A 13,536-nucleotide genomic window follows, 5' to 3' on the forward strand; every position below is an offset into this window, starting at 1 on the left:
CGTCTCTAGCAATTATATGAACTAGAGACGTTTTTTACATACGAATAGATTAGAAATGAGGTACATATGAAGCAATTGATTCTAAAAGATCGGAGAAAAATATGTAGCTATATTTTAATTATAATAGGAATTATTTTTATTAATAAGTCATTTTTATTTTGTATGGTAGAAGGAATTTCGATGCAACCTACTTTGAATGAGAATAATCGCATACTTGTTAATAAGGCTAGCATCTATTTTTCTTCTTTTCATCATGGTGATGTTGTAATAATAAAAAAAGACTCGCCTACATACTACGTGAAACGAATTATTGGATTACCGGGGAATAACATACAATTAAGAGACGATGAGGTATATATTAACGGTAAAAAGCGTGATGAGTCGTATATACAGTTAGATATGTCACAAGTATCAAATCGTTTTTCAAACTCTAGAGAAATGAAAGTTCCCACGCATAAATTATTTGTGTTAGGTGATAATCGAAATCATAGTAAAGATAGTAGGAATACGCTTGGACTAATTGATGAGTCAAATATAATAGGTAAAGTGAAAATGGTATATTATCCATTTGATCAAATAAAATAATTCTATTAGATATGCACGTTTTATAAAATAAATCATATATTGATAGCATAGGACAAGCAGAAAAGCTTATCCTAACCTCACAGAACACTCCTTATCACAGTTAGGCATCTACATTTTATGTAGATGCCTTTTTCAATGTCTGATAATTATTTATCAACCTAAAGTAGTAAGTATATTGGGACTATTAAGGGAAGATTGCTTGTAATAATAACAGTACGATTAATAAGAACATTGAATTGTAAGGAGTGAGAAATAAGTGATGAATATTTTAATAGTTAATTTCCCTGCAGAGGGACATGTAAATCCTACATTAAGTTTAGTAAAGGCCTTTACTGAAAGAGGTGATAACGTACACTATATTACAACGGAAAGCTTTAAGGAAAGGCTTGAAGTTTTGGGAGCCATTGTACATACTCATCCGGATTTATTAAAGGAGATTTCTATTGATAATGAAACTTCATATGGATTAAAATCTTTCTTTCATGTACATGTTCAAACTTCTTTATACATATTAGAAATTACGAAACGATTATGTAAAAGCATTAATTTTGATTTCATAGTTTATGATATATTTGGTGCTGGAGAGTTAGTAAAGGAATATTTACAAGTTCCAGGCATAGTTTCCTCTCCTATATTTTTAATTCCACCAGTATTATTGGAAACCTTGCCTTTTCATCCAAATGCAGAAATACAATTCCAACCCGATGAACTCTCTGAAAAGTTACTGTATCAAATGGAACATGAATTTGGAGTAAAGCCCAAAAATAATCTTCAATTTATGCATAATAAGGGAGATATTAGTCTCGTGTATACAAGTCGTTATTTTCAACCTAATAGCGATTCGTTCGGAGAAAACAATGTTTTTATTGGACCGAGTATTATAAAGCGCAAAACAAATGTAAAGTTTCCACTTGAATTGCTTTCAAAAAAGAAAGTTATTTATATTTCAATGGGAACACTTCTCGAAGGGATCGAACCATTTTTTAATACTTGTATTGATGCTTTTTCAAATTTCGAAGGGATTGTAGTAATGGCGATTGGTGATAGAAATGATATTTCAAAAATTAAGCAAGCGCCAGACAACTTTATTATAACCCCTTACGTACCTCAATCAGAAATATTAAGTGAAGCAGATGTTTTTATTACACATGGTGGAATGAATAGTGTGCACGATGCAATCCATTATAATGTCCCATTTGTGATAATACCGCATGATAAAGATCAACCTATGATAGCGCAAAGATTAACTGAGCTTGAGGCAGCACATAGATTATTGAAAGAGCATGTTAATGTGCAAACTTTAAAAAAGGCGGTAACAGACGTTCTTTCAAATAAAAAGTATAAACATGGCATTCAAAAACTGAATGAAAGTTTTTTAGAGTGTGGTGGTTCCAAAAGAGCCATTGCAGTTATTGATGCTCTTTTAAATAAATAGTTCGGATAATATAAAAGCATAGAGGCTCTACCTGTATGCTTTTATATTATTATCCAGCAAATTGTACAGCAGTATTCGCATGTAAATAAGCAGTATCAAAAACAGGAACAGATAGATCATTTTGGGAAATGAGCAAAGGAATTTCCGTACAGCCAAGTAGAATTCCTTCAGCCCCATTATTAATTAATGAATTGGTAATTTGTATTAGTTTTTCTTTTGATGTTTCTGAAATAATTCCTCTACTTAATTCATTTAATATGACGTGATGGATAAAAGTTCTTTCTTCGTCATTTGGGATGATTGTCTCAATGTTATATTTTGCTAGTCGTGATGTATAAAAATCTTCTTCCATTGTTTGTTTCGTTCCTAATAATCCGATCCGTTTTATATTCTGTTCTACCATTTCTTTAGCACTTACATCACCGATATGAAGAAGTGGGATTGATATTGCTTGTTCTACTTCCTCAGCAAATAGATGTACAGTATTAGAACACATTAGTAAACATTCAGCTCCAGAGTGTTCTACTTTTTTTGCTACTGCGACTAATTCATTTTTCACTTCTTCATATTGATGATTTTGTAATAATGTAGTTACTTCACCAAAGTCCATACTATATAAAACAAGCTTCGCATTTTGATCATATTTAGAGAGAGTCAGTGTATTAATGTGTTTATAGTACAACGATGTTGATTCCCAACTTAGTCCGCCAATTAAGCCAATTACTTTCATCATGCATTCCTCCCGTAACAATTTTGAATTTATTATTTCATAATTCCGATAAGAATACAATGATTTAAGTGAACTATTTATCGAAAAATAAAAATAGTAAGAAAAGTATTGAAATTATTTATTGTTAGTGCCATAATACAGATTACAAATACATACTTATCCAGAGAGGTAGAGGGAACGGCCCTTTGAAGCCTCAGCAACCCCTATGTAATTACATAGGAAGGTGCTAATTCCGCAGAGGACACTATGTGTCTTTTGAAAGATAAGGGGATTCTTGTACGTGAAAGAAAATGACCTCTTATTTAAGAGGTCATTTTTTGTTGTATAGAAAGGAAGTGTCGATGCATAATTCATTTTCAAAATAAATATAGAGTATTAAAAGTTGAATAATACGAGAGGGGAATTGTAATGAACAAATTAACGACAAAGCTAGTAGTAGCTATTGGAATTGGAGCAGCTCTATACGGGGTATTAGGGCTTTGGGGATTTTCTATCGCACCGAATACATTTATTAAACCCGCATTGGCTATTTTAACAGTTTTTGGAGCGTTATTTGGCCCGGTAGCAGGACTTTTAATAGGACTCATCGGTCATACCGTTACAGATACGATCGCTGGTTGGGGTATTTGGTGGGGATGGGTTATTAGTTCAGGTATTATTGGTTTAGCAATGGGACTCATACAAAAAAGAGTTGGTTTTAGTGTAAAACATGGAACGTATAATAACCGTGATATTTCTTATTTTGCAATTGCAGGGTTAATTGGTATTGTCATAGCAATTATATTTGCTGGAGCATTCGATATTATTGTGATGGGAGAACCGTTTGACAAAATAGTTATACAAGTACTAGGCGCAACAATTGCAGACGTTATCGTATTTTTAGTCCTTGGCTTACCAATCACGATCGGTCTAGCGAAATCAAATAAGAAACATACACATTTAAAAATTGAAAAGTAGGGATGAATACATGCAACCAATTATTTCTTTTGAACAATTTACCTTTCAATATAGGCATACCACGCAGCCTACTTTAAAAGATATTACATTTCAAATATATCCTGGGGAAAAGGTACTTATCGCTGGACGAAGTGGTTCAGGTAAGTCAACATTAGCTCATTGTATAAATGGGCTAATTCCATTTTCTTACGAAGGGATAAGTACCGGTAACATTTTAATAGCTGGAAAGGATCCGAGAAAAGGTAGTGTTTTTGAACAGAGTAAACACGTAGGGACAATATTACAAGATCAAGATTCACAATTTATAGGCCTTACTGTCGAAGAGGATGTAGCATTTGCATTAGAAAACGATTGTGTAAATCAAATAGAAATGAAAAAGATTGTTACGGATTCTTTAAAAAAGGTAAGCATGCAGGACTTTCATACACAAAGTCCGCATGAATTATCAGGAGGTCAAAAACAGACAGTCTCTCTTGCAGGTCTGCTAACGACAAATGCCGATATATTATTATTTGATGAACCGTTAGCTAATTTGGATCCTGCATGTAGTTTGAATACAATAGAACTCATTAAAAATATACATGAGAAATATAATAAAACAATTGTAATTATTGAACATCGAATAGAAGAAATTTTAAACCTTGATTTAGATAAAATTATTTTAATAGATGAGGGAGAAGTTATTGCCGTTGGTTCACCGGATAGTATTTTAAATTCTAATATATTACCAAATATCGGACTAAGAGAACCTATTTATATAGAGGCGCTAAAGAAATTAAATTTTGATAGTAATAATGTTAGGGTATTTCCAATTGAAAATCTTCGTAATGCAGGCGTTCATATCCTATTAAAGAACTGGATGCATAAGCAAGTTTCATCAAAAAACAAATATATTAAAAAAGCTTTATGCAAGATAGAAAATTTATCATTTACGTACAATAACAAACATACAGCCTTAGAAGATATCAACCTTTCAATAGGAGAGGGAGAAATAGTAGCGTTATTGGGTCATAATGGAGCAGGGAAATCGACATTAGCTCATACTCTTATAGGAATAAATAAAACAAAGAATGGGAGAATAACATTCGATGGAGAAAATATAAATTGTTGGTCTATTCGTAAACGCGGGGAAGTTATTTCTTACGTTATGCAAAACCCAAATCAAATGATTACACAGCCTACTGTTTTAGAAGAGGTTTCATATTCATTAAAATTAAAAAAGGTTTCTAAAGATGAGATTGAGACAAGAGTCGAAAATTCTTTAAAAATTTGTGGATTATATCCATTTCGTAACTGGCCAATTCAGGCATTAAGCTATGGACAAAAAAAGAGGCTTACTATTGCATCTGTACTTATAACAAACCCAAAACTTATTGTATTAGATGAGCCAACAGCTGGACAAGATTATTACCATTACAAACAGTTTATGTCGTTTATTAGAAAACTGGCTGAAAGGGGCATATCCTTTATTATTATCACACACGATATGAATCTTGCTTTAGAATATGCAGATCGAGCGGTAGTTCTGCATGAAGGAAAAATTATTGCGGACAATACTGTATCTGCTGTTTTAGGGGATCAAGGAACGTTACAAAGAGCTAATCTACGGGAGATTTCATTAATAAAACTAGCTAAATTAAGCGGGATTCCAACTCCAGAAACATTTGTGAAACTTTATATTGAAGCTAATAGGAGGGAGGAATATGCATAATACGTATTTTTATCGTATGGATGGTGCAATTAAATTATCTTTATTTATATTTTGTATGACACTTACTTTTTTATTTTTTGATTTTCGTATATTGCTAATTTTATTTATTGTTGGATGTATCGGCCTCTTAATTGCAAAAATTCAATTGCGTAAAATTATAGTTATTTTCAGCGTTATATTTACATTTAGTTTATTAAATTCCGTTATGATTCTTTTCATTACGCCCACCCATGGATCGGAATTAACGGGATCGTATACCTCTTTTTTTTATATAGGTTATGCAACAATTACATATGAAACTTTATTTTATGCAGCTACACTTTCATTGAAATATTTTACGTTATTACCATTTACACTTCTTTTTATTTATACAACCCATCCAAGTGAATTTGTAAGCAGCTTAAATAAATTTGCTATTCCTTATAAAATTACATATGCAATAAATATTGCACTGCGTTATATACCAAGTATTCAATCTGAATATATAATCATTAGACACGCGCAGGAAGCAAGAGGCGTACCTTTTGAAAAAGGAGAAGCGAGCTTGTGGATTCGTATGAAAAACCGTGTTTTAATTTTTTGGCCACTTATTATTCATTCATTAGAAAGGATTGATACTGTTTCAAATGCAATGGATTTAAGAGGTTTTGGAAAAAAGGATAAACGAACGTGGTACTATGCAAAAGACGCACAAAAGGAGGATTACATCACACTTTTTGTTGGTATTATCATTTTGATTATTGCAGTTTACTTAAAGCTGAATGTATTCCAAAGCTTCTGGTACCCATTTTAAAGCACTCTCAATAGAGTGCTTTTACTAATTTTTATGAAGACATGCTCAAAAAAGGGAGATATACATACTGTATAATACGAACCAGTTAAAATGATCAACTACCTATTAGTTTTCAAACCAAAAGGAGGAAAAAATATGAGTTTCGGCGGTTCTTGTGGTTTTGGTGGAGGTTTCGCTTTATTAGTTGTGTTATTTATTTTATTAATTATTGTTGGATGTAGCTGTTGGAGTTAAGGGTACTAATTTCTAATTAGTCTCTTCTAAATGTAAATTAAAAAAACATAGCAGATACTTTTTGTATCGAAATAAAAAAKGAGCCATTATGCTCCTTTTTTATTTATTATGCAACGTGCTCTCATTATTATATTTTGGGAATGTAATAGTTAAAGTAGTTCCTTTATTAACGATACTTCGGATTTTTAAACTGCCTCGCATCGTTTCAATAATTTTAACAGCAACCATCGTACCTAAACCAGTACCTTTCGTTTTTGTACTAAAATATGGTTCGCCAAATCGATTAATTTGCTCTTGCGACATTCCAACTCCACTATCTTGAATCCTTATTATGACCTTATTATTGCTAACAGTTGCAGAAATAATTAGATTACCGCCACATGGCATTGCTTCTATACTGTTTTTTATTAAATTTAAAAAACATTGATGGAAGTGCTGTGTATTACCAATAATTGTTCCCTCTGAGAACTCTTTTGTAATATTAATAGTATTCATGTTACAAAAAGGCAACATCATATTAATAACTCGATTTAACTCGTGCTCCACTGAAATATGATCTAGTTTTTCTGAAGCCGGTTTGGCAAAAGTTAAGTAATCATCAATAATTGCTTGTGCACGATTTAACTCTTCAAGAATATGTTCAATATACTCATCTTTGGATTGTTGAGTTATATTGGGTGTTTTTAAAAGTTGTGTAAATCCTTTTACAACAGTCAATGGATTCCTTACTTCATGTGAAATACTTGCAGCGAGTTGGCTGACAATCTCCATTTTTTCAACTTTTATTAATTTTGATCGCATAAATATTGCATCTTTTAAAACCTCATTAAAATAGACCATAAATAATATTAAAATAGTTGGTAATAGAATGAAATAAATAATGTACAAATTATTCACTTCAAAATCTGATAGAGTTAAAACAATTACTGTTGTAAATATTGCAAGGAAAAAAGTTAAAAACATAGATGAAGTTACTTTTATTTTCCTATTGTATGTATTAAATTTTGATGATGCGAATGCTGTAATTATTAACATCGTTCCATAAACAATGATTGTTAACAGGCTAAAACCATAAAACATAAAACGTATTATTAATAAAATCATGAGTAATGCAATACCGACTGGAAATCCACCATAAAGTGTACCAATTAAAAAGGGGATTTGTCTTAAATCGTGAATATAATTTTCATCCATATAGATGGGGTACCGCATACATAAAATTAGTGGGATACTCGTACAAAAAATGATAAGTAGTTTCTTATATTTCTTCCCGAAGTACCCACTATCATAAATAAAATAAAAAACAAATATACTGCTTAAAATATAAAGAAGATTATTTAAAACATTTTGATTAATGTAAACAAAGTTCATAATACATGCCCCGTTATCCTGAATTTCAATCCCATATGTATTATACATTATAAAAGTACAAGTTTTACATGTACTTTTACAATGTATTTAGTTTTTATAGATTTTCAGTGTTATAGGCTTTTAACCATGCATTATTAAACTCTTCCATTGACGCATAGCGCTCACTACGATTTTCATTTACAGCACGGTATGCTACTTCATATAAGCCTGCACTAGCTTCCCATTTCATAAAGGAACGATCTTGCCCGCCACCTAATAGTGCGAAAGCTAAAGCCCCCATATTAAATACATTAGTTTTCCCGTCTATCATAGCATTAAGTTGAAACTCTTCAGGTGACATAAAACGAGATGACCCCCACATTCGTCCCATCTTATTTACATACGGTTTGTTACTGTATAAATCAATATCACAAATTTTTGTTTCATTAGTTTTGAAGTTGTACAAAATACTACCGTCATAAAAATCAATAGCTACATAGTTTTTGTGTTCAACGCAAGTATGGAAATTAAAAATAGAATTTAATGAAACTAGCCTATTTTTAACGGATAATTTTTTATATTTATAAAATGGTGAGTTAGGATCATTATATTTTGCTGGGGGTGGGAAACTCCAGTGCGGGTGGAGACATTCACCGTCAAACCAATCAAAAATTAAAACATATCCATGTTGTACAGGGTAGTGATCAATTAAACTTATAAGAGAAACGTGTTTTAATTCATTGTATATAGTAACTGAGCTTTTTAATCTTTGTATAGCTTCATTTGTAGAAGCATTATATGCGAGTGTTTGTGCCCCTGCATATTTTATAAAGTTCTTTTTCCCATTCTTTTCAACACCAAAACTTATATTACCGGAATCTTGTTGGTCAAAAACCGCAAATACTGTACCTAGTTTTGTAAGCCAATCAAAATTATGATGTTTTTTTAGTTGGAATGTTATAGTATCTAACTGGATTTTAACTGGAATATCTTTCATAATTCACCTCAAATTTAATATAATTAAGTTGTCCATTACAGTATTCGACATATTTTGTGAAACCCCTATATTTATAAACTTAAATTTTATAAATATAATAATATATAGTTATAAGGAGGAAAGCAAATGGATGGAAAAATCATAATTAAACCGTACCAACAATATTGGCATACAGAGTTTTTAAATGAAAAAAATAAACTTGTGCCGTTACTCCATGAAGAAATTATTGCTATTGAACATATAGGAAGCACAGCCGTAGAAGGGTTAGGGGCTAAACCTCTTATTGATATGATGATCGGCGTAACAAATTTACAAATTACCGAAAATTGGAGGGAAGCCCTAGAAGAAATTGGCTATGAATATGTTCCTAAAAAAACACCTAATTGGCGTTTTTTTAGAAAAGGTAAATGGAGAGCTGGTACCCACCATTTACATGTTTATATTTATAATAACGAGGAATGGAGGAACAACCTTTTATTTCGAGACTTTCTAATAAATCATGAGTGGGCACGTGAAGAATATAGAGTATTAAAAGAGATGCTTGCTGCTACCTATCCTTTTGATCGTGTTTCATATACAAATGCAAAAGCACCGTTTATTTGCAACATATTAGAATTGGCCAAAAAGGAGATAAATAAAATATAAGTAGTTTGCAGATTCTCATTTTATTTTAATCTTTCTCTCATGTTATTCTCTCTTTTACTTGATACACTGCTGATTATAGAGCTTTTGAGTCAAAAGGAGATTATATAAAATGGAGAAAATACTTAGAAATAAATATTTCCATATATATGTTAAAATAATCGGTATTACTATTATTGTTTGTAGTGTAGAATTGCTATTTATTAATGTTTTGTACGGGAATGTATTAAATGTACAATGGCTAAATAAGAAATTAGGTTCTTTAGGTGAATACGGGGTAATTATAGCTGCATCATTATGGTTCTTACGTCATATATGGTTATTTTTAAAGAAGAAACATATTCACAGATTTAAAATAATTAAAGAGCTATATCTTTTTATAAAACATTTTCACGTATTAATTGGATACGCTGTAATAGCTGTTGCGACTACTCACAGTGTTTACTTTTTAATAAAAGGAAGTCGGCATATTATGCTAGTATACAGTGGTATATTTTCTCTTTTAACCTTAATAGCATTAGGGATTGCGGGATTTGTTTTACAACAAACTAATAAGAAAACGAAATTGATAATGTATCGAAAAACACATCAAATCGTTGCAATTATATTCGGAATAGAATTACTTATTCATTTAATCGTATAGGAGGAAGTATCGTTGCAACATATACTAATTATTGAGGATGAGGAAAGCTTAGCAGATTTTTTAGAATTAGAATTAAAGTATGAAGGATATATAGTAGATATACAACTTGATGGAAGAAAGGGATTAGAAGCAGCACTTGAAAAGAATTACGATCTCATATTACTTGATTTAATGTTACCAGGATTAAACGGACTGGAAGTATGTCGTCGACTAAGAGCAACTAAAAGTACACCTATTATTATGTTGACTGCTCGTGATAGTATTATGGACCGTGTGACAGGGTTAGATAGTGGAGCTGATGATTATCTTCCAAAACCGTTTGCAATTGAAGAACTTTTAGCACGTATGAGAGTGATTTTTAGGAGAGAAGAAAATACAGAGCAAAAGCACGCATCATTTCTTTCGTTTAAAGATCTACAGCTTCAGATTGAATCTCGAACTATAACTAAAGGAAATGAAGAAATTGAACTTACAAATAAAGAATTCGAGCTACTGCTTATGTTTATGAAAAATATTAATCGAGTTCTTACCCGTGATATTTTACTGGACCAAGTATGGGGATATGATGCAATGGTTGAGACAAATATAGTCGATGTGTATGTTCGTTATTTACGTAATAAGTTACATAGTGTGGATAAGGAGGAGTATATCCAAACAGTTCGCGGTGCTGGATATATAATGAAATGATAAAAAACATTGTGCACCGAATTCGAAATTTACCTATAAAGTGGAAATTAACACTTTGGTCCACTACACTAGTATTCATTTTGTTTATTTTGTATAGCACGTTACAATTCATTGTAATTAATAAGTGGACTATAGATTATGAACAGAAACAAATAAACAGACAATTGACAGAAATAGCGGCATATTTTCAAGATAAAAACGAAACGCTCTCGAGCAAAACATTTGAAAATAGTAAAGAATTTCTAAATGATATGATTGATAAACATCAAATGATTCGTATTATCGGAAATGATGGAAAGCCCATTGTTACTGTTTCTCGAGATTTTAATGAAGCTTGGATAAAACCAAAACAGGTTACCCAAGATGAATCCTTAATAAAAAGACATATAGAAGATCGAATATTAGTTGAGCGCATACCAATTCAAACAAAAAAATTCACGGGAACTATTGAACTTACGAAAAACTTAGAGACATTTGATCATTTATTAAAAATTATCTTAGTGGTAATGGTCTTTGCAGGGATATGTGGATTAGTGTTTAGTTTTTTAGGCGGAATACTTATAACGAAAAAGCTTTTATCAAGTGTTCAAAACATAACGGATACGATGAAGCGTATTAAGAAAAACGGACTAAATGAAAGAGTTCCAGTACGAGAAAATAATGATGAACTCGCAAAATTATCGATTCTTTTTAATGAAATGATGGATGAAGTGGAAACTTCTTTTACACAGCAAAAACAGTTTGTAGAAGACGCATCGCATGAATTAAGAACACCATTAACAATTATTCAAGGGCACTTATCAATGCTGAATCGATGGGGGAAAAATGATCCAGCTATATTGGATAAATCTCTTCAATCCAGTTTAAAAGAAGTAGATCGATTAAATAAATTAGTTTCAGAATTGCTAGAGCTATCAAGGGCTGAATCAGAACAGATACATCAAATAGCAGCTGAACGAATCCATGTTAATAGCGTATTAAAACAAGTTACACAAAACTTTGCAGTACTGCAAACTGACTTTCAATTTGATATGAAATTGGATGCAGATGAAGCGTATGTTTCAATACCATCATCTTACTTAGAACAAATAATTATTATTGTAATGGATAATGCAGTGAAATATACAAAAGGAGCTAATAAGTATATTTGCATTGAATCAAGTATGCGGTCAGGAAAAATTAAAATCCGCATAATAGATCATGGAACAGGAATACCTGAAGCTGATTTACCATTTGTTCTTAACCGTTTTTATAGAGTTGATAAAGCGAGAAGCCGAAAACAAGGTGGAAATGGGCTAGGTTTATCAATTGCAAAAAGGCTTGTAGAAAAATATAACGGAGCTATTCAATTAGAGAGTAAAGAAAACGAAGGAACAATTGTTACAATTACATTTCCGGATACTACACATGAATAGTTAAAGGTAAAAAATTATTTTTGAAAATACTCTTTAAAAGGAGGCATACATTTTGTATTTCCTCCTTTTTTGATGCTTAGCAATCAAATTATTTTATTTATTTCGACATTTAAAGTAAATTGAAAGGATTAAGGGGGAATAATTAATGAAAGCTATTGTACATCAACATAAAAAAGGATTAGAAGGTTTAGAATATAAATTATCACCTGAGATAACTCCTAATATTGGAGAGGTTAAAGTGAAATTAAAAGCAGCAGGTTTAAATCATCGTGATTTATTTATAATGAATAATAGAAAAGAAATGGAACTACCATTAGTTTTAGGGTCAGATGGTGCAGGTATTGTTATAGAACTAGGAGAAGGAGTTTCAAATATTTCACTACATACCGAGGTTATTATTAACCCTAGTATTGGATGGAATAATACTCATGAAATACCAGAGTTACCTGAAGTACTAGGTGGACCAACAGATGGAACATTTGCTGAATATGTTATTGTACCAGCAGAAAATGTAGTGGAAAAGCCATCATATCTTACGTGGGAAGAATCTGGCGTTTTATCTTTATCGGCATTAACTGCATATAGAGCGCTTTTTACAAAAGGTAGATTAAAACCTGAAGAACATGTCCTAATTCCGGGAATCGGCGGTGGTGTAGCTACTTATGCTATGTTATTTGCTAAAGCAATTGGAGCAAAGGTGAGTGTTACTTCAAGGATAGAGGACAAAAGAAAGGCTGCTGAAAAATATGGAGCAGACTTTTCTTTTAATAGTTCTGGTAATTGGGACGAGTGCCTACATGGAGAAAAAGTGGATTTAATTATAGATAGTATAGGTCCGGCGACTTTCTTAAAATATTTTGATATATTAAAACCAAATGGAAGAATCGTTAACTTTGGTGCAAGTTCAGGAGATAAAATCGAATTACCGTTACGAGCATTATTTTATAATCAAATCGATATTATGGGAACATCAATGGGGAGCAGTGAAGAGTTTAATGCGATGATTCATTTTATAGAGGAACATAATATTAAACCAATCATTGATAAAGTATATCCATTAGAAGAAGCAATTCAAGCTTTAAATCGAATGCAGCAAGGAGAACAATTCGGTAATATTGCCCTTCGTATGGAATGAAAATATGATTTCAGAGAAATTATATTTAAATGAACATGTTAAGTATTATATTCATGCATAAAGTGTTTACCATACTATTTAAAATGTTTTACAAGCTTTATACATACTTAGCTCTTGTAAATAGTTACACGATTGTCAAATGAATAGTAATAAAATGAGAATTAGATGAGAAAAGTTTAAGCCCATTTTCATATTGATGTTGTATACTGTGTAAATCAAGAA

The 13,536-nt window shown here is 31.5% G+C and carries 14 protein-coding genes and 1 riboswitch; of the genes, 11 read left to right on the forward strand and 3 right to left on the reverse strand.

Annotated features, from left to right (window positions below):
• Window positions 1–66: 66 nt before the first annotated feature.
• Window positions 67–585: a signal peptidase I gene (lepB, locus tag AC1DS7_RS00150; RefSeq protein WP_016101878.1), complete on the forward strand. Its 519-nt coding sequence runs from the start codon at window positions 67–69 to the stop codon at window positions 583–585.
• Window positions 586–841: 256 nt separating this feature from the next.
• The gene (locus AC1DS7_RS00155) at window positions 842–2,020 is read left to right on the forward strand and encodes a macrolide family glycosyltransferase (protein ID WP_476998651.1); all 1,179 of its coding nucleotides are present in this window, start codon (window positions 842–844) and stop codon (window positions 2,018–2,020) included.
• Between the two features lie 49 nt (window positions 2,021–2,069).
• Here the strand turns inward: AC1DS7_RS00155 and AC1DS7_RS00160 are convergent, their stop codons facing one another.
• Complete coding sequence (locus tag AC1DS7_RS00160) at window positions 2,070–2,753, reverse strand: aspartate/glutamate racemase family protein (protein ID WP_476998652.1); 684 nt, start codon at window positions 2,751–2,753, stop codon at window positions 2,070–2,072.
• 150 nt (window positions 2,754–2,903) lie between these two features.
• A riboswitch (SAM riboswitch) is annotated at window positions 2,904–3,019 on the forward strand.
• Window positions 3,020–3,158: 139 nt separating this feature from the next.
• Between AC1DS7_RS00160 and AC1DS7_RS00165 the strand changes: the two genes are divergently transcribed.
• From AC1DS7_RS00165 to AC1DS7_RS00180, 4 genes are all read left to right on the forward strand, one after another.
• Window positions 3,159–3,707, forward strand: a complete 549-nt coding sequence (locus tag AC1DS7_RS00165) for an ECF-type riboflavin transporter substrate-binding protein (RefSeq protein ID WP_002127640.1) — start codon at window positions 3,159–3,161, stop codon at window positions 3,705–3,707.
• A gap of 10 nt (window positions 3,708–3,717) precedes the next feature.
• Complete coding sequence (locus tag AC1DS7_RS00170) at window positions 3,718–5,418, forward strand: ABC transporter ATP-binding protein (RefSeq protein ID WP_476998653.1); 1,701 nt, start codon at window positions 3,718–3,720, stop codon at window positions 5,416–5,418.
• On the forward strand, window positions 5,411–6,211 hold the full coding sequence (locus AC1DS7_RS00175) for an energy-coupling factor transporter transmembrane component T family protein (protein ID WP_002141987.1): 801 nt from the start codon (window positions 5,411–5,413) through the stop codon (window positions 6,209–6,211). Before AC1DS7_RS00170 ends, AC1DS7_RS00175 begins: the two co-directional genes overlap by 8 nt.
• Window positions 6,212–6,346: 135 nt before the next feature.
• Window positions 6,347–6,445: a YjcZ family sporulation protein gene (locus AC1DS7_RS00180; RefSeq protein ID WP_000007808.1), complete on the forward strand. Its 99-nt coding sequence runs from the start codon at window positions 6,347–6,349 to the stop codon at window positions 6,443–6,445.
• Window positions 6,446–6,544: 99 nt separating this feature from the next.
• Here AC1DS7_RS00180 and AC1DS7_RS00185 read toward each other — a convergent pair whose 3' ends face one another.
• Window positions 6,545–7,864, reverse strand: a complete 1,320-nt coding sequence (locus tag AC1DS7_RS00185) for a sensor histidine kinase (protein ID WP_016101882.1) — start codon at window positions 7,862–7,864, stop codon at window positions 6,545–6,547.
• Between the two features lie 46 nt (window positions 7,865–7,910).
• On the reverse strand, window positions 7,911–8,792 hold the full coding sequence (locus AC1DS7_RS00190) for a serine/threonine protein kinase (RefSeq protein ID WP_476998654.1): 882 nt from the start codon (window positions 8,790–8,792) through the stop codon (window positions 7,911–7,913).
• 126 nt (window positions 8,793–8,918) lie between these two features.
• Here AC1DS7_RS00190 and AC1DS7_RS00195 point away from each other — a divergent pair, with 126 nt between their 5' ends.
• The 5 genes from AC1DS7_RS00195 (at window position 8,919) to AC1DS7_RS00215 (ending at window position 13,314) form a co-directional block, all read left to right on the forward strand.
• Window positions 8,919–9,437, forward strand: a complete 519-nt coding sequence (locus AC1DS7_RS00195) for a GrpB family protein (protein WP_016101884.1) — start codon at window positions 8,919–8,921, stop codon at window positions 9,435–9,437.
• A gap of 109 nt (window positions 9,438–9,546) precedes the next feature.
• Complete coding sequence (locus tag AC1DS7_RS00200) at window positions 9,547–10,077, forward strand: hypothetical protein (protein ID WP_016101885.1); 531 nt, start codon at window positions 9,547–9,549, stop codon at window positions 10,075–10,077.
• Window positions 10,078–10,089: 12 nt separating this feature from the next.
• On the forward strand, window positions 10,090–10,764 hold the full coding sequence (locus AC1DS7_RS00205; RefSeq protein WP_002032425.1) for a response regulator transcription factor: 675 nt from the start codon (window positions 10,090–10,092) through the stop codon (window positions 10,762–10,764).
• Window positions 10,761–12,179 carry an ATP-binding protein gene (locus AC1DS7_RS00210; RefSeq protein ID WP_476998655.1) on the forward strand — a complete coding sequence of 473 codons (1,419 nt, stop codon included), beginning with the start codon at window positions 10,761–10,763 and terminating at the stop codon, window positions 12,177–12,179. Before AC1DS7_RS00205 ends, AC1DS7_RS00210 begins: the two co-directional genes overlap by 4 nt.
• 145 nt (window positions 12,180–12,324) lie before the next feature.
• The gene (locus tag AC1DS7_RS00215) at window positions 12,325–13,314 is read left to right on the forward strand and encodes a zinc-binding dehydrogenase (RefSeq protein ID WP_098636598.1); all 990 of its coding nucleotides are present in this window, start codon (window positions 12,325–12,327) and stop codon (window positions 13,312–13,314) included.
• Window positions 13,315–13,536: the final 222 nt, after the last annotated feature.

This window comes from Bacillus sp. P4_E1 (assembly GCF_056401715.1).

Coding starts and splice junctions, on each gene's coding strand:
- AC1DS7_RS00185 (WP_016101882.1), bottom strand. CDS start 7,864: ATGTATAATACATATGGGATTGAAATTCAGGATAACGGGGCATGTATT.
- AC1DS7_RS00210 (WP_476998655.1), top strand. CDS start 10,761: ATGATAAAAAACATTGTGCACCGAATTCGAAATTTACCTATAAAGTGG.
- AC1DS7_RS00215 (WP_098636598.1), top strand. CDS start 12,325: ATGAAAGCTATTGTACATCAACATAAAAAAGGATTAGAAGGTTTAGAA.
- AC1DS7_RS00170 (WP_476998653.1), top strand. CDS start 3,718: ATGCAACCAATTATTTCTTTTGAACAATTTACCTTTCAATATAGGCAT.
- AC1DS7_RS00190 (WP_476998654.1), bottom strand. CDS start 8,792: ATGAAAGATATTCCAGTTAAAATCCAGTTAGATACTATAACATTCCAA.
- AC1DS7_RS00180 (WP_000007808.1), top strand. CDS start 6,347: ATGAGTTTCGGCGGTTCTTGTGGTTTTGGTGGAGGTTTCGCTTTATTA.
- AC1DS7_RS00165 (WP_002127640.1), top strand. CDS start 3,159: ATGAACAAATTAACGACAAAGCTAGTAGTAGCTATTGGAATTGGAGCA.
- AC1DS7_RS00195 (WP_016101884.1), top strand. CDS start 8,919: ATGGATGGAAAAATCATAATTAAACCGTACCAACAATATTGGCATACA.
- lepB (WP_016101878.1), top strand. CDS start 67: ATGAAGCAATTGATTCTAAAAGATCGGAGAAAAATATGTAGCTATATT.
- AC1DS7_RS00175 (WP_002141987.1), top strand. CDS start 5,411: ATGCATAATACGTATTTTTATCGTATGGATGGTGCAATTAAATTATCT.
- AC1DS7_RS00200 (WP_016101885.1), top strand. CDS start 9,547: ATGGAGAAAATACTTAGAAATAAATATTTCCATATATATGTTAAAATA.
- AC1DS7_RS00160 (WP_476998652.1), bottom strand. CDS start 2,753: ATGATGAAAGTAATTGGCTTAATTGGCGGACTAAGTTGGGAATCAACA.